Below are 16404 nucleotides of genomic sequence, written 5' to 3'. Positions count from 1 at the left end.
AAGGCCGGGTTTTTTGATTGACGCCGCCCCGCGGCGCCCTGCGTCACAGCATCAGAACTGATACTGCGCCGCGATGCGGACCGAACGGCCGCGCGATGGCACATCGGTGGCACGCACGTCCGCCACCGGCGCGCGGTCGAACACGTTGTACAGGTTCAGGTACAAGGTGGTCTTGGCAAAGCCGGTGTAGGTCAGGTGCATGTCGGTGACCACATCACGCTTGATCTGGCAGTATTCCGGCGTAAAACCCTGCCCTTCGCAACCGGCGGCCATGTAGTTGTCGTCGTACTTGTTCTCGTACAGACGCGTGCCCGGGATGTAGGTCAGCGCGCCGCCCACGTTCCAGGCGCCGCGCGACCATGCCGTCGATGCCCGCACGCGGTAGCGTGGGTTCTCGTAGTTGCCCGCCAGGTTTTCGGTGAAGGTATCGGTCACCGTATCCCAGCTGCGGTAATCGAGCTGGTAGTTGGCTTTCAGATTGCTCACCAGCTTGCCGGCCGAACCCATGTTCCAGCGGTGGTTCAGTTCCATGTCCAGACCGGCAACGCGGGTGCGGTTCATGTTTTCATAACGGCTGGAGATCGACGCGATCGGACCGACCGGGAACACGATGTCCTTGCCGGTCAGTTCCTTGGCGCGCGCCGACAGGCGCTGGTCGTCGGCTGTCACGCCCTGGCGGTTGACCGAGCCCGGACGGCGGTCTTCATCGGCCAGCAGCTGGGACGTGCCCTTGGTATCGATTTCGTTGCGGCGCTCGATATGGTAGTAGTCGAGCGTCATGCTCAGGTTGGCCAGCGGTTCGACCACGAAGCCCAAGTTGAAGCTGCGCGATTTTTCCGGTTCCAGGTCGGAGTTGCCCTGGGTGGAGGAGGCGAAGCTGACGCTGCAACCGATTTCGCGCGCGCGCAGCGCGTCGGCCTGGTCGATCGTGTTGCCGGTCTTGAGCGCCGCGTACAGCTGGTTGGCGGTGGCGCAACGCTTCGGATCGACGATGCTGTTGCGGAAGGCCGACAGCTCGACTTTGCCCGTTTCCGCCAGGTTCGGTGCGCGAAAGCCGTTGGCCACGGTGGCGCGCACCATGAAGCGCTTGTTCACTTCGTAGCGCATGCCCACTTTCGGCACCAGCGACAGGTCGGTGTTGCCCACCTTGTCGGCACGCACCGCCGCGTTCACTTCAAGCGCTTTGGTCAGCGGCGCATTGACTTCGGCAAAAGCGGCGCTGATATTGCGCGCGCCCTCGACGTTGATCGAGCCCAGGCCGACGATCTGGCCACTGGAGACGTTGTCGCTCACAAAAGCCTTGAAGGAATCGCGCCGGAAGTCGGCGCCGATCGCCAGGCTGAGCGGGCCGCCGTCAAGCTGCATCAGCTCGCGCGTGGCCTTGGCATCGATGAAGCTCTGCTTCGACTCGCCGCCGAATACGTAGGTCGGGAACATGCGCAGCAGCAGGTCCGGGCTGTTGACACCGCCGAAGCGGTATTCGCCGCTCTTGATCGCGGCGTCGTAGACGGCCGCGTTGCGGCGGCCGCGGTCGACGTTGTTGACTTTCGAGCCCATCGTGCCGACCGCCGTCGACCAGTCCCAGCCGAAGTCGCTGCCTTCGATTCCGGCCAGCACCCGGTATTGCTTCGCTTTCGCATCTTTCTTGGACGTGAGCGCATCGTCGGCGTAGCGGTAACGCAGGGCGACCGGGAAATCGTAAGGATTGTCCGGATGGCCGACCGGCAGTTTCGGCTCGGTGTACGAGCTTAACTTGCGTTCCTTGCTGTTATACCAGGTCGAGGGGGTACCGGTGTATTGCAGGATCGGCGCCGCGTTGTAGTAGGTGGTATTGGTCTGGCCCAGGGTCAGTTCGGAGAAGCCGACCCGGTTGCCGCCCAGCTTCATGCGTCCGGTACCGAAGAAATTGTAGCGCTTCGCTTCCGGGCTGCGGCCCACGCCGGCCCACTGGTCGTAGCGGCAGGTGCCGCCGACCACGTTCTCGCATCCGGCGCGCGGGGTGCTGAAGCTCTTGCCGGCCAGCGCGGGATTGGCCGGATACGGGTTGGGATAGCGGTCCACGAAGTTGCCCGGATACGCGTAGGTCGACTGCACGCCGAAGCTCGGATTGACATACTGGCCCCAGAAGGCCGGCACGGTATTGATGATGTCGCGGTTCGAGTAGGGTTCGCGGTGGTAAGCCTCGAAGTGGCCGAACACATTGTAGCCATCGCCCTCGAAGTCGCCCATGCCCATGGTCAGGGAAGCGGTCTTGCTCTTGTCCAGCTTGCTGTTAAGCAGGGATTGGCGCATCCCGCCCTTGGCCAGCACGCCCTGGAAATCGCGCTTGGTGATGATGTTGATGACGCCGGCGACCGCGTCCGAGCCGTACACGGCGGAGGCGCCGTCGAGCAGGATCTCGATGCGTTCGATCGCTTCGGACGGCATGGCGTCGATGTTGACGAAGGTTTGCTGGCCGCCGTCGGCCAGGCCGTAGTTGGCCACGCGCCGTCCGTTGAGCAGGGTCAGCGTGGAATTCTTGCCGAGGTTGCGCAGCGATACGCCCGAGGCGCCGCCGGCGAAGGAATTACCACCGCTCTTGTCGGACAGGGTCGTGGTGCCGCTCGAGGTCAGCGTGTCAAGCACGTCCTTGACGGTACTGGCGCCGATGGCGGCGATCTCGGCCTTGCCGACCACCTGCACCGTCGACGAGGTTTCGGTATCGACCGCGCGCTTGATGTTCGAACCGGTGACGATGACCTTCTGGATCGGTTGGGCCGCTTGCGCTTGCGCCAGGGCGGCCTGGGAGGCGCCCAGGGTCAGGGCGACGGCGACGACGCTGCGTTTCAATGCGAGTTTCTTGTTCAATTGAGCTCCAGGATTGCTTTATAAGTATGGGTAGATCGTGGTTTCCGTTTCCCGTCGCGTGCGCGCCCGCAGGCCCGCGCGTGGCGAGGGCCATGAATTTCGCACAAAGGTGGATTGAACGCCAAGCAGATTTCACAAAAAAGCGCATATCCCCGCTTTTTCGTGTTTTCCGCGCTACAGGCAACGCCGCCGCGGGTGCGCAGGCGAAAAAAAACCCGGCGCCAGGGCCGGGTTTTTCAGGCGCCGCAAGAGCGGCTTAGAACGCGTAACGCGCCGTCAGCTGGAAGTAGCGGCCGTAAGGATTGTGCAAACCCTCGTTGTAGCCGGCCAGCGGCTGGACGCTGCTGTTGGTGCCGAAGGCCGGGTCGTAAGGCGCCTTGGTATCGAGCACGTTCTGGATGTTCAGGTTCAGGGTCAGGTTCTTGATCCCGGTGTAGGTATAACCCACGCCCAGACGGGTCCAGCTGTTGATCGAGCATTCCGGGAAATACGCTTCATACAGCGGCACGCTGGTGTCGCGATCCTTCTCGGCGTCGCTGTCCTTGCGCGCGCCGTACTGGCAGAACGGCTGGTCGTAGGTCACCTCGCGGTTGTAGCGGCGCAGCAGCGAAACGCGCCCGGTGTAGTCGATGCTGGCGTTGAACGCATGCGTGCCCAGGGTCCACGACGACGACAGGGTGCTCTTCCAGCGCGGCTGGTAGCTGGTCGGCAGGCTGTAATCGGCATAGCCGATATTGGTGCCGGCCAGGTTGCGCTCAGGATCGCCCGCGTTCGCGGCCAGCGAGTAATAGTCCGAGTAGCTCGACGTCAGTTTCGAGTTCAGCGAACCCCACTCGCCCAGGTTCTTGCGGTACGCCATATCGATATCGACGCCGCGCACTTCGATCGAGCCCTGGTTCTTCCACGGCAGCTTGACCATCAGCAGCGGGCCGCTGTTCTGGACCACATTGCCGTTGGCATCGCGCACCCAGTTGGCCGGGTTCGGATCGCGCACCACGTTGCCCGGAGTGCGGTCTTCGTCGCGCAACGCATCTTCCTCGGAACCGAGGGCGACTTCGCCTTCCTTGCGGATCTTGTAGAAGTCCAGGCCGATGTCGAAGGTACTGGTCGGCGAGAACAATACACCGAAGGAAATGCTCTTCGATTTTTCCGGCACCAGGTCGGGATTGGCGCCGCCGGTACCGGCCGCGCTCTTGGCGCAATCGACTTCGGTCGCGCCTTCGCGCGGGGTCTCGCGGTCGGCTTCGCAGCGGCGCGGATCGTACAGGTCCCTCAGGAAGAACTGGGCCCCGCCCGGGGTCACCTGCACCAGCGCTGGCGCGCGGAAGCCGCGGCCATAGGTGCCGCGCAGGGCGATGCCGTCGGAGACGGTCCACTTGGCGCCGACTTTGGGCACGAAGTTGGTTTTGATGCCAGGATACTTGTCGACGCGGCCGGCGAAATCCATCTCGAAGTTTTTCAGGAATGGCGTGCGCAGCTCGACGAAGCCCGATTTGACGTCGCGTTCGCCGTCGATGATGGTGTTGGCCAGGCCGTAAATGTCGCCGCGCGCCAGAGCGGCATCGGGCGTCATCTTGATTTTCTCGCGCCGTACTTCGGCGCCCACCGCCAGGCCCATGGCGCCGCCGCCAAGCTGGCCGAACTGGGTCGACACTTTGGCATCCCATTGCAGGATCGAGGCCATGTTGTTGCTCGTCACATCGCGCGCCAGGGTCGGATCGGCCGACAGCGCCGCCAGCGAGGTGCCGGCATTGAGCTTGCGCAGGGTCGGCAGGTAGAGCATGCCGAAATAGGTATCTTCCTGGGTCGCCTTGTTGTACAGCACGGCGCTTTCCCAGTCCCAGTTGCCCACATTGCCCTGCAGGCCGGCCACCACGCGCGTATTGTCATTGATGGTCTCGGTGCCGCCGCGCAAGTTCTCGAAACGGTAAGTGACCGAGGAGCGGGCGTCCGGGAAAGGATTGTCCGGGTGGCCGATGCCCAGGATGGCCTGGAATGGATCGCCCACCGCGGCGCTGGTGAAGTTGGTGATGGTGGAGGTACCGATGGTGCTCGGATTGCTGGTATAAGAGCGCTTGGTGCGCGCGTAGCCCGCTTCGGCGAAGGCCTTGGTGTTCTGGCCCAGCTTGAACACGCCGCGCGTCATCACGCTGGCATCCTTGCCGTCGCCGATGCCTTCGGAGAAACGGCTCGCGTCGAAGTTACAGAAAGTGCGTCCGATGAACACGCTGGTCGCCGGCAAGCCCATCGCGGTCGAACCCACCAGCTGCTGGGACGGTTCGCAATTGGTGCGCGTGATCATGCGCTGGCCCATGTTGCTGCGGTTCACCGCGAAATTGCGGCTGCCCGGTCCGCTTTCGCGGTAAAACGATGGCGAACCGGAGGTGGTGCTGCCGTACGGCGTGGCGAAGCGCCCGTTGAGCAACTGGTAGGTTTCGAACTCGATGTCCTTGACATCCTTGCGCAGGACGCGGTCGCGCTGGGACACGTCGGCGGTGATGAAGACGTTGTAGCCGTCGCTCTCGACGTCGCCCTTGCCGAAGAAGAAGTTGGCGCCTTTGCGGGCAAAGTTGCCATCGTCGTTGGCGCTGGCGCGGGCCGACACTTCGGTGCCCTGGTAGTTGGTCTTGGTGATGAAGTTGATCACGCCGCCAATGGCGTCGGAGCCGTACACAGCCGAGGCGCCATCCTTGAGGATCTCGACCCGTTCCAGGGCCGACAACGGAATCGCATTCAGATCGTACAGGGTCGAATTGCCGTTGTTCGGATCGGCGTAAGCGGCCGGCGTCATGCGGCGGCCGTTGAGCAGGATCAGGGTCGAGGTCGAGGACAGGCCGCGCAGCGAAGCGGTCGAGACGCCGCGCGAGAAGCCGCCATCGTTGGTGTCGAGGTTGATGTCGCTGCCCATGGAGGGCACTTTGCGCATCAGTTCAGTGACCGTGGCGGCGCCGCTGTCGCGGATATCCTTGCTGGTGATCACCTGGATCGGCTGGGTGCCCTCTTTTTCGGTGCGCTTCAGGTTCGAGCCGGTGATGTACACGGTGGCGGCGGGCGCCGCTGCAGCCTCTTGGGCCAGGGCGACATGGGAAGTACCCAGCGTTAAAGCGACGGCGATGACGCTCTGTTTCAATACAAAGTGCTTTTTCAAGATGACTCCAGGTGAGAAATTCTTTGTAGAAAATTGACTCTTGTTTGTTTTGAAACCCATTTATATGTATGGGTAAATAGAATCTCGCACGAACGATGACAGGAATCAAATGCCTTATGCGTTTACGCCAATTTTGCCATCGTATTTGTTGTTTTTTCACGATTGTACATATATAAAACCCGGCGTTTCGGCCTTCCGAGGCATATGTAGTTCAGTTCGGCTGACTGTGGTATTTGCGCATGTATTCGTGCGGTTTCAGAAGATTTTCAGGCGACCTGCCTAAGAGCAGGCGAACATCGGCATAATGGTCTCACGCAACAACGCGCCATTGATCGGATGGGAGTGTATTGATGAAAACATTGTTTTCCACAAGTTTGCTCAGCGTCGCCCTGCTGGCCCTGCCGGGGGTGGCATGGTCGGTCGACAAGGGCAGTGCCGGCGAAGCGGTGGCCATGGTCAAGAAAGCGATCGCGCTGATCAAGACCGACAAGGCCAAGGCATTCGCGGCGATTTCCGACACGGCCAACAAAGAGTTTCACGACCGGGATCTGTATGTGTATGTGTACGACCTGAACGGCGTCGCCCTGGCACACGGCAACAATCCCAAGATCGTGGGCAAGAACCTGATGGCGCTGGCCGACAGCAACGGCAAGCTGATGATCAAGGAGATGGCCGATCTCGCCAAGTCGCCCGCGGGCAATGGCTGGGTCGACTTCAAATGGCCCAATCCGGTGACCAAGGCGGTCGAGAACAAGGCGGGCTATGTCGAGCGGGTCGACGACATGATGGTCGGGTCCGGCATCTACAAATAAGCGAATCCTGCGAGTACGACGCCACCTCCTAAACCTGTTCGGGGCGACCACCTACAACCGGGGTCAGAGCTCTAATTAGAAATTTTTGCTGAACCGCACTGAAACTGGCTCTCGTTCGGGTCGGTGCCCGGCACGCAGGGGCAAGCATGCGGCCCTTACCCGGCATGGTTCCGATATTTGGTGAAATCGTTGCTAGTCAGAGCTCTGACCCCGGTGTGTGTGGGGCGTCGCCTTGTGAGCCCGGTTGTGCAAACTTTTGGTGGCGAACACGCGGGCGAAAAAAAACGCCCCGGAGGGCGTTGTTGGCGATGCTGCCAGGTATTACTTGGCGTTCATCAGTGCTACCGTGGTGTCCAGCATGCGGTTCGAGAAACCCCACTCATTGTCGTACCACGACGATACTTTCACCAGGCGGCCCGACACCTTGGTCAGGGTCGAATCGAAATTCGACGAGGCCGGGTTGTGGTTGAAGTCGATCGATACCAGCGGCTCGGTCTGGTAGGTCAGCACGTCTTTCAACGCGCCTTCCGAAGCCGCTTTCATCAGGGCATTGACTTCGTCCACCGTCGTGTCGCGCTTGGCGATGAAGCTCAGGTCGACCAGCGAGACGTTGATGGTCGGCACGCGGATCGCGAAACCGTCCAGCTTGCCGTTCAGCTCAGGCAGCACCAGGCCGACCGCGGCGGCAGCGCCGGTCTTGGTCGGGATCATGCTCATCGTGGCCGAACGCGCGCGGCGCAGGTCTTCATGCATCACGTCCGACAGCACCTGGTCGTTGGTGTAAGCGTGCACGGTGGTCATCAGGCCGGTTTCCAGGCCGATGGCGTCGTTGAGCGGCTTGACCAGCGGAGCCAGGCAGTTGGTGGTGCACGATGCGTTCGAAATGACGGTGTCGGTCGCTTTCAGGACGCCTTCGTTCACGCCGAACACGATGGTGGCGTCGACATCCTTGCCGCCCGGTGCCGAAATGATGACTTTCTTGGCGCCGCCCTTCAGGTGAGCCGAGGCTTTTTCCTTGGTGGTGAAGAAACCGGTGCACTCCAGGACAACGTCCACGCCCAGCTCGCCCCATGGAATTTCAGCAGGATTGCGCTGCGCGAACACGCGGATCGAATCGCCGTTGACGATCATGTTGTCGCCTTCGACCGTGACGGTGCCAGGGAACTTGCCGTGCGCCGTGTCGTAACGGGTCAGGTGCGCGTTCGACTTGGCATCGCCCAGGTCGTTGATCGCCACGATCTGGATGTCGTGTTTCTTGCCGCCTTCGTAGAAAGCGCGCAGGACATTGCGGCCGATACGGCCATAACCGTTGATTGCAACTTTGATCGTCATTACTTTGCTCCTGAGTGATAAAAATGGGGAGGACGGACGCCCGCGCCGTGCGGCAGCGCGCGCCCGCGCTTGGCTTAGTTCGTCAGTACCGACTTGACCTTGGCAACCACGTTCTCGACCGTGAAGCCGAAGTGCTTGAACAGCACCGGCGCCGGCGCCGATTCGCCGAAGGTGTCGATGCCGACCACGGCGCCTTCCAGGCCAACGTATTTATACCAAAAGTCGGTCACGCCCGCTTCGATCGCCACCCGCGGCACGCCGCGCGTCAAGACGCTGGCCTTGTAGGCGGCATCCTGGCGGTCATACACATCGGTCGACGGCATCGACACCACGCGCACCAGGATGCCTTCGGCGGCCAGCGCCGCGGCAGCCTTGGTGGCCAGTTCGATTTCGGAACCGGTGGCGATCAGGATCGCCTTGGGCGCAGCCACGTCCTGCAGCACGTAGCCGCCGCGCGCGATATCGGCGATCTGGGCCGGCGTGCGTTCCTGGAACGGCAGGTTCTGGCGCGAGAAGATCAGGGTCGACGGGCCATCCTTGCGCTGGACGGCAGCGCCCCAGGCCGCGGCGGACTCGACGGTGTCGCACGGACGCCAGTTGTCCAGGTTCGGAATCAGGCGCAGGGAAGAAACGTGCTCGACCGACTGGTGGGTTGGGCCGTCTTCGCCCAGGCCGATCGAATCGTGGGTGAACACGAAGATCGAGCGCAGCTTCATCAGCGCGGCCATGCGCAGTGCGTTGCGGCTGTAGTCGGAGAAGGTGAGGAAGGTGGCGCCGAACGGGATGTAGCCGCCGTGCAGGGCGATACCGTTCATGATGGCGCTCATGCCGAACTCGCGCACGCCGTAGTTGATGTGGTTGCCCGGCTTGCCGGAACGTAGTGCGATGCACTCTTTCCAGTTGGTCAGGTTGGAACCGGTCAGGTCGGCCGAGCCGCCCAAAAATTCCGGCAGGGTCGGCGCCAGCGCCTGGATTGCGTTCTGGCTGGCCTTGCGGGTCGCGATGTTTTCTTTCTTCTCGACGCAGGCGGCAATCGCGGCATCCAGGGTCGCGTTGAAGTCGGCCGGCAGTTCGCCCTTCATGCGGCGCTCGAATTCGGCGGCCAGCTCAGGGTATTGCGCGCGGTAGGCGGCGAATGTGGTGTTCCACTCGGCTTCCATGGCCGCGCCCTGCTCTTTCGCATCCCAGGCGCTGTACACCTCGGCCGGGATCTCGAACGGGACCGAGGTCCACAGCAGGTGCTCGCGCACGGCGGCGACTTCCTTGTCGCCCAGCGCGGCGCCGTGCACCTTGTCGCCGCCCTGCAGATTCGGCGAACCCTTGCCGATGATGGTCTTGCAGCAGATCAGGGTCGGCTTGGACGACAGCTTCGCTTCGGCAATCGCGGCATCGACCGCTGCCACGCTGTGGCCGTCGACGGCGGCGATCACGTTCCAGCCGTAGGACTCGAAACGTTTCGGGGTGTCGTCGGTGAACCAGCCTTCGACCTTGCCGTCGATCGAAATGCCGTTGTCGTCGTACAGGGCGATCAGGCGGTTCAGGCCCAGGGTGCCGGCCAGCGCGCACACTTCGTGCGAGATGCCTTCCATCAGGCAACCGTCGCCCAGGAATGCGTAGGTGTAGTGGTCGACCACGTTGAAGCCGGGCTTGTTGAATTCAGCCGCCAGCAGGTATTCGGAGAGCGCCATGCCGACCGCGTTGGCAATGCCCTGGCCGAGCGGGCCGGTGGTCGTTTCCACGCCCGGGGTGATGTCCACTTCCGGATGGCCCGGGGTCTTCGAGTGCATCTGGCGGAAGTTTTTCAGATCGGCCATGGTCAGGTCGTAGCCCGACAGGTGCAGCAGCGCATAGTGCAGCATCGAGCCGTGTCCGTTCGAGAGCAGGAAGCGGTCGCGGTTGAGCCACTTCGGGTTCGACGGATTGTGCTTGTAGTGGCCGGCCCACAGCGCCACGGCGATTTCCGCCATGCCCATCGGCATGCCCGGATGGCCGGAATTGGCCTGTTGAACTGCATCCATTGCCAGCGCGCGGATCGCGTTGGCCATCAAAGTGGTAGGGAGCGTCGTTTTCATGGGTCGAATCTGTGAGGTCGTAGGATTGGGAATGCGGGTGGCGCTGCATGGAGTACCGAGCCAAGTATTTTACCAGACCAGAGGGTGCCGAATTAAAATGAAGCACTTTGCGCCCCTGCCGGCTCCCACTATTTATCAGGATGTCATGCCCCGTTTCTATTGCTCCCAGCCGCTGGCGATCGGCGCCACGCTCGACCTCCCCGACACGGTGGCCCACCACGTCCATGTGCTGCGGCTGCAGATCGGCGCCGAACTGTGCCTGTTCAACGGCGATGGCGGCGAATACATCGCCCACCTGGCCAGCGTCGAGAAGCGCCGCGCCAGCGTGACGATCAAGGCCTTTGTCGCGCGCGACGTCGAACTGCCCTACGAAATTACCCTGGCCCAGGCCCTGCCGGAAGCGTCCAAGATGGACTGGATCATCGAAAAAGCGGTCGAGATGGGGGTGGCGGCGATCCAGCCGCTGGCCGCGCAGCGCTGCGTGGTGCGCCTGTCGGGCGAACGCGCCGAGAAAAAACAGGCGCACTGGCAGGGCGTGATCGTATCCGCGTCCGAACAGAGCGGGCGCAACCGGCTGGCGCGGCTGGCCCCGGTGGACGATCTGCATCACTGGATGGCCCAGCAGGACATGCACAAGCGCATCCTGCTCAGCCCGCGCGGCGGCCAGTCGCTGGCCGGCTGGGCCAGGCACCAGCCGCCCCAGGCGCTGTCGCTGATGATCGGCCCGGAAGGCGGCTTCAGCGTGCAGGAAGAAGATAGCGCGATGGCGCGCGGCGCCCTGGCGCTGTCGATGGGCCCGCGCATCCTGCGCACCGAGACGGCCGGCATCGCCGCCGTCGCCGCCCTGAACGCCCTCTGGGGCGGCCTGTAACTTTCCTTCGCCGCTGACGCCGGCAACGACAGCCGTCGTTGCCGGCATGGCCGGAAGCGACTTCGCGCGCCAGGGCTGCACGCGGCTATCCAGGTTCTTCCCCCTCCCCGTCCAGACGAAAAAAAGCGCGTTGCCGAAGCAACGCGCCTTTCATGATGACTTACGTCGTATCAGCTGCTTAGAACTTGTAGCTGGTGTTGAGGTAGATGGTACGACCCATCGTGTCCGCGTAACGCGCATCGTAACCAACCTGGTGGCCCTGCGACGTACGCAGGGTCAGTGGCGGTTCTTTGTCCATCAGGTTCTTGATACCGCCGCGAACTTCCCACATTTTGCTGATCGCAAACTTACCCTGGTAGTCGACGGTGCTGTACGAAGGCACTTGCAGACGGATCTGGCTGACGGCTGCGGCCTTGGTCGCCACGTTGTACAAGCTGGCGGCCTGGTCGGTGTAACCATTGCGGTAGTTCAACGTCAGCGCATTGGTCATCGGACCCGTTTCCAGGGTAGCGCCGAACTTGACGATATCGCGGAAGGTGACCTGATTGTCGATGCCGTATTTATCCATGCTGTCGGTCCACTCGGTGTCCGAACCCGGAATGGTGTAGCTGGCCTTGAGCATGTGGGTACCATTGACGTTCAGGGTCATTTTGCCGAACGAATACTTCTCGCCGACGGTCAGATCCCAGTCGATACCGCGGTTGTGCGCCTTGCCGATGTTGATCGGAGCGCGGATGAAGGCCCAGGTCTTGATACCGGTCGCTGGATCGGCGAACTCGGTAAACAGCTGGCGGTACTTGGCTGGATTGGCAAACGCCTGGATTTCGCCGACGTTCGACACCTGGTTGGTCATCTTGACGTCCCACAGGTCGGCGCCGAACGTCACGCTCGACGATGGCTCGAGGCGGAAGCCCAGGGTGAACTGCTTCGATTCTTCCGGACGCAGTTTTTCGTTACCACCGAGGTACGAGTTGTACTGGTTCACGCCCGGACGGCACAGGGTCGCGTCGATCGCCACCAGATCTGCCGGGCAAGCATACGGTGCGGCCGTGACGCCGTTGGCCACCAGGGTGTTGGCGATGTCGTTCTGGTCGGCGACGCGGAAACCGGTACCGTACGAACCGCGCAGCAGCAGGGCCGTGGTCGGGGTGTAGCGTGCGCTGATCTTGTAGGTGCTGGCGCTCTGGGTTTCACCCTTGGTGCGCTTGGCGTTCTTGTCTTCCACACCCGAATAACGGTCGTAGCGGATGGCGGTCGTCACTTCCAGGTTCTTCATCAGCGGCAGCGCCAATTCGGCGAAGGCACCGGCGGAGTCGCGGGTGTAGTCGAATTGATTCGGGGTAGTGAAACTGTAGATCGTGCCATTCTTGGCTGCGGCCGAGGCGGTCTGCACCTGGTGCAGTTCGCGGTAGTCGCCGCCCAGGCCGATGCTGCTGGCGCCGCCTGGCAGGGTGAACAGTTCGCGCGATGCGCGCAGGTCGACGCCGCGCAGGACCGAATACGCTTCACGGATCGAACCGTGGAAGACCGAACCGTTGATCTGTTCAGCCGTCGGCGACGATGGCGAGCCGGCCGGCAGGAATGGATTGAAGGTGGCGCCGCCGATCAGGCTGCGGAATTCCTTGTTCAACAGGTAGCCGCCGGTATAACGCTCGTCGAGCTGGTACTTCGAGTACGTCGCGCCCGTGTTCATGTCCCAGCCTAAGGCATTCGCTTCCAGGCCAACGACCAAGTGGCCGACGTCGGTGATGGTGCGGCTGTTGCGGGTGCCGAATTCGGTCGCGCGGTAGGTCGCGGTGGCGGTCTTGACGTCGGCGCGCTGATCGGCGCTCAGGTACGGAGCGACGTACTGGTTGTAGACTGGCGAACCGATCGGCACGGCCACGCTGACCGGGTTGGCGGCGATACGCGCCGTCAGGTCGAAGCGGCCCAGTGCCAGGTCGGCAAAGCCGGTCAGGTTGTCGCTGAACTTGATGCGGGCCGAGGTGAACAGGGTGTCGCGCTTCGATTCTGGCACGGTTTCCACGGTCGAGGCGCTGTCGACTGCGCAGTACTCGGTGGTGGCGGTGTTCGACAGGTAGTCGAAGAAGCCGGTCGGGCATGCGCCGTTGACTTTCTTGTACGGGTTAAAGCCGATCTGGTCAGCTTTCGGATTCTTGAACGCGACGTTCACGTTCGCTGCGGTGCCCGATGTCGAGGTGCGGTCGTAGATGTAGCTCTGGCCGTCGTGGCCCAGTGGAATGTACGACGTTTTGCTGAACTCGCGCTCGGTCGCCTTGACCTTCTTCTGCTCGTCGTGACGGTAGGTCATCAACAGGTTGACGCGGTTCGTTTCCAGGTCGCCGAAGCCCCAGGTGAAGCCAGCGTTGGCGCTCTTGCCGCCCGGGTTGGTCGGTACCGATACGCCCGCGTCCAGGGTCAGGCCGCGGTAGTTCTTCTTGAGGATGAAGTTGATGACACCGGCAATGGCGTCGGCGCCGTACAGGGCGGACGCGCCGTCGCTCAGCACTTCGACGCGCTCAACCGCGCTCATTGGAATCGAGTTCAGATTGACCGAGCTGCCGCTGTCCTGGAAAGGCGCCATGCGGCGGCCGTTCAGCAAGACCAGGGTGTAGGTGCCGCCCAGGCCGTGGATCGACGCGGTAGAGCGGCCACCCGAGTTGGTGCCGGCGGCGATCGCTTCAATCGTGAAACCCTGCATCGCTGGCAGTTTCTGAATCAGGTCGGCAACGGTGGTCGCGCCGGAACGGGCGATCACTTCCTTGGAGACCACCTGGACTGGCAACGCGCCTTCTTTCACGATTCGCTTGATGCTCGAACCGGTGATCTCAACTCGCTGCATAGGAGCATCCTGAGCCAGGGCGTGACCGGCGACGAATCCTGCTAACAGGCCGAGGGCGAGGCGAACGGAACGTACGCCAATCTTCTCTTGAAACATCATTTTTAGAACTCCGTTTAGGATGGGGATAACGACACTACAGCAGCTTGCTTGCACCTCCACGGCGCTGGCGCGTTACCGGGTTCAACATCACCCGGCAGCGGCGCGCGCAGAGGCGTCGCATCATTTTCTGCAACGGGCATTATCGGGTCAGCGACAAAAAAATGGCGGCCAAAACCAGCCGATTTGCACTTTTCGCAGCGACTACAGCGAAAATTCTTTCTTTACGTAAATATGCCGAATGAAATATGGTGCGCTGCCGCAAAATTAGAATAATGAATGAGTCTGTTTTGCAACAAATTTTCTCAACTACACATTACTAGTCGCGCAGCAACACCTTGAGGTCGAAAATACCGTGCCCAGGCACCCCGATTCGCCCATCCGGCGATGCACCCGGTAAAATAGCGCCCTGCCTTGCTTTCCCCACCCTGAACCACGAACGACTCCTATGCTGCGAATTAACGAACTCAAACTCCCGCTCGACCATGCCGACGCCGACCTGCGCGAGGCGATCCTGGCGCGCCTGGGCATTGCCGGCGCCGACCTGCTCGGGTTCAGTGTGTTCAAGCGCAGCTACGACGCGAGAAAGCGCAGCGCCATCGTGCTGATCTATGCCATCGATGCCGAACTGCGCGACGAAGCGGGAGTGCTGGCGCGCCTGCAGCACGACGCTCATGTCCTGCCCGCGCCCGACACCGGCTACACCTTCGTCGCCGGCGGCGAGCAGCTGCAGGGCCACGACCGCAACGAGCGCCCGGTCGTCATCGGCACCGGCCCGTGCGGGCTGTTCGCGGCGCTGATCCTGGCCCAGATGGGCCTGCGACCGCTGATCCTCGAACGCGGCAAGGTAGTGCGCGAGCGCACCGTCGACACCTTCGGCTTCTGGCGCAAGCGCGAGCTGAACCCGGAATCGAACGTCCAGTACGGCGAAGGCGGGGCCGGCACCTTTTCCGACGGCAAGCTGTACAGCCAGATCAAGGATCCCAAGCACTACGGCCGCAAGGTGCTGACCGAGTTCGTCAAGGCCGGCGCGCCGGACGAGATCATGTACGTGAGCAAACCGCACATCGGCACCTTCCGCCTGGTCAAGATGGTCGAACAGATGCGCGAGAACATCATCGCGCTGGGCGGCGAATACCGTTTCGAAAGCAAGGTCACCGATATCGAGGTGGAAGGAGACGGCGACGCGCGCCAGATCCGCGGCATCACCCTGGCCAGCGGCGAACATATCCCCACGCGCCACGTGGTGCTGGCCATCGGCCACAGCGCGCGCGACACCTTCGAAATGCTGTACGAGCGCGGCGTCTATATTGAAGCGAAGCCGTTTTCGGTCGGTTTCCGGGTCGAGCACCCGCAGTCGCTGATCGACGCCTGCCGCTTCGGTCCGAACGCCGGCAACAAGATCCTGGGCGCGGCCGACTATAAACTGGTGCACCACGCCGCCAACGGCCGCTCGGTGTACAGCTTCTGCATGTGCCCGGGCGGCACGGTGGTCGCCGCCGCCTCCGAACCGGGGCGCGTGGTCACCAACGGCATGAGCCAGTATTCGCGCAACGAGCGCAATGCCAACAGCGCCATCGTGGTGGGCATTACGCCGGCCGACTATATCGACAACCCGGGCCACCCGCTGGCCGGCATCGCGCTCCAGCGCCGGCTGGAAGAAGGCGCGTTCGCGCTGGGCGGCGGCACCTACGACGCGCCGGGGCAGCTGATGGGCGACTTCGTCAAGGGGCGCGCCTCGACCGCCTTCGGCTCGGTGGTCCCGTCGTTCAAGCCGGCGGTGCACCTGACCGACCTGGCCACCGCCCTGCCCGACTACGCCATCATCGCCATGCGCGAAGCCTTCCCGGCGTTCGACAAGCAGATTCGCGGCTACTACCAGGAAGACGCGGTGCTGACCGGCGTGGAAACGCGCACCTCGTCGCCGATCCGCATCAAGCGCCGCGACGACAACCTGCAAAGCCTGAACACGCGCGGCCTGTTCCCGGCCGGCGAAGGCGCCGGCTACGCGGGCGGGATTTTGTCGGCGGCGGTCGACGGCATCAAGGTGGCGGAGGCGGTGGCGCTGTCGATGGCAGCGGCGTAAACCGCCTCGCGGTAAGGTAATAGCGTACGCCGGGAAATAAAATGTCCTGGCGCGCGACGACGCGTCCATGGTTAACGACGTTTTGCGCGACGTCGGCGCCCGCAGGGATTTCGCCACGTTTTATTCAACTCACTGCCAGGACATCTCGGCTACCAAAAAGACATTGCAACGGTAACGCGCATAAGGCGTCTTTCGGCTCTGCCGGTAGCCGCATTGCATAGATCACGGGAACATATTCCCGGACGCGTACCGGGCACGGCCGTTTTAAATGATTGCATTCCTGAATTTGCGAAGTCCA

Annotated in this window: 8 protein-coding genes; 3 read left to right on the top strand and 5 right to left on the bottom strand. The window is 62.5% G+C overall.

Features of this window, described 5'->3' with window-relative positions:
- Positions 1 to 51: 51 nt before the first annotated feature.
- Both CR152_RS08795 and CR152_RS08790 read right to left on the bottom strand, forming a co-directional pair.
- Positions 52 to 2847 (bottom strand): TonB-dependent receptor plug domain-containing protein, encoded by a 2796-nt coding sequence (locus tag CR152_RS08795; protein WP_099874576.1) that lies wholly within the window; start codon positions 2845 to 2847, stop codon positions 52 to 54.
- Positions 2848 to 3103: 256 nt separating this feature from the next.
- Entirely contained in the window at positions 3104 to 5995 is a 2892-nt protein-coding gene (locus CR152_RS08790; RefSeq protein ID WP_167399874.1) for a TonB-dependent receptor plug domain-containing protein, read from the bottom strand.
- A 350-nt stretch (positions 5996 to 6345) separates the two neighbouring features.
- Here CR152_RS08790 and CR152_RS08785 point away from each other — a divergent pair, with 350 nt between their 5' ends.
- The gene (locus tag CR152_RS08785) at positions 6346 to 6807 is read left to right on the top strand and encodes a cache domain-containing protein (RefSeq protein ID WP_099874574.1); all 462 of its coding nucleotides are present in this window, start codon (positions 6346 to 6348) and stop codon (positions 6805 to 6807) included.
- Between the two features lie 321 nt (positions 6808 to 7128).
- Here the strand turns inward: CR152_RS08785 and gap are convergent, their stop codons facing one another.
- Both gap and tkt read right to left on the bottom strand, forming a co-directional pair.
- Complete coding sequence (gap, locus tag CR152_RS08780; protein WP_099874573.1) at positions 7129 to 8139, bottom strand: type I glyceraldehyde-3-phosphate dehydrogenase; 1011 nt, start codon at positions 8137 to 8139, stop codon at positions 7129 to 7131.
- A gap of 74 nt (positions 8140 to 8213) precedes the next feature.
- Positions 8214 to 10211 (bottom strand): transketolase, encoded by a 1998-nt coding sequence (gene tkt, locus CR152_RS08775; RefSeq protein WP_099874572.1) that lies wholly within the window; start codon positions 10209 to 10211, stop codon positions 8214 to 8216.
- Positions 10212 to 10356: 145 nt separating this feature from the next.
- Here tkt and CR152_RS08770 point away from each other — a divergent pair, with 145 nt between their 5' ends.
- A complete protein-coding gene (locus CR152_RS08770) occupies positions 10357 to 11082 on the top strand; it encodes a 16S rRNA (uracil(1498)-N(3))-methyltransferase (protein WP_099874571.1) in 726 nt (241 codons plus the stop codon).
- A 178-nt stretch (positions 11083 to 11260) separates the two neighbouring features.
- Here the strand turns inward: CR152_RS08770 and CR152_RS08765 are convergent, their stop codons facing one another.
- Positions 11261 to 13924: a TonB-dependent receptor gene (locus CR152_RS08765; RefSeq protein WP_229413319.1), complete on the bottom strand. Its 2664-nt coding sequence runs from the start codon at positions 13922 to 13924 to the stop codon at positions 11261 to 11263.
- A gap of 544 nt (positions 13925 to 14468) precedes the next feature.
- Here CR152_RS08765 and CR152_RS08760 point away from each other — a divergent pair.
- Positions 14469 to 16106, top strand: coding sequence for an NAD(P)/FAD-dependent oxidoreductase (locus CR152_RS08760; protein WP_099874570.1), 1638 nt, complete (start codon positions 14469 to 14471; stop codon positions 16104 to 16106).
- Positions 16107 to 16404 lie beyond the last annotated feature (298 nt).

Origin of the sequence: Massilia violaceinigra, assembly GCF_002752675.1 — a bacterium.
Taxonomy (GTDB): domain Bacteria; phylum Pseudomonadota; class Gammaproteobacteria; order Burkholderiales; family Burkholderiaceae_D; genus Telluria_A; species Telluria_A violaceinigra.
This window is presented reverse-complemented; position numbering and strand designations above follow the sequence as displayed.

What these genes read in the sequence shown, in the direction of transcription:
- CR152_RS08785 (WP_099874574.1), top strand. Translation starts at nt 6,346, where the DNA reads ATGAAAACATTGTTTTCCACAAGTTTGCTCAGCGTCGCCCTGCTGGCC.
- gap (WP_099874573.1), bottom strand. Translation starts at nt 8,139, where the DNA reads ATGACGATCAAAGTTGCAATCAACGGTTATGGCCGTATCGGCCGCAAT.
- tkt (WP_099874572.1), bottom strand. Translation starts at nt 10,211, where the DNA reads ATGAAAACGACGCTCCCTACCACTTTGATGGCCAACGCGATCCGCGCG.
- CR152_RS08770 (WP_099874571.1), top strand. Translation starts at nt 10,357, where the DNA reads ATGCCCCGTTTCTATTGCTCCCAGCCGCTGGCGATCGGCGCCACGCTC.
- CR152_RS08765 (WP_229413319.1), bottom strand. Translation starts at nt 13,924, where the DNA reads ATGCAGCGAGTTGAGATCACCGGTTCGAGCATCAAGCGAATCGTGAAA.
- CR152_RS08760 (WP_099874570.1), top strand. Translation starts at nt 14,469, where the DNA reads ATGCTGCGAATTAACGAACTCAAACTCCCGCTCGACCATGCCGACGCC.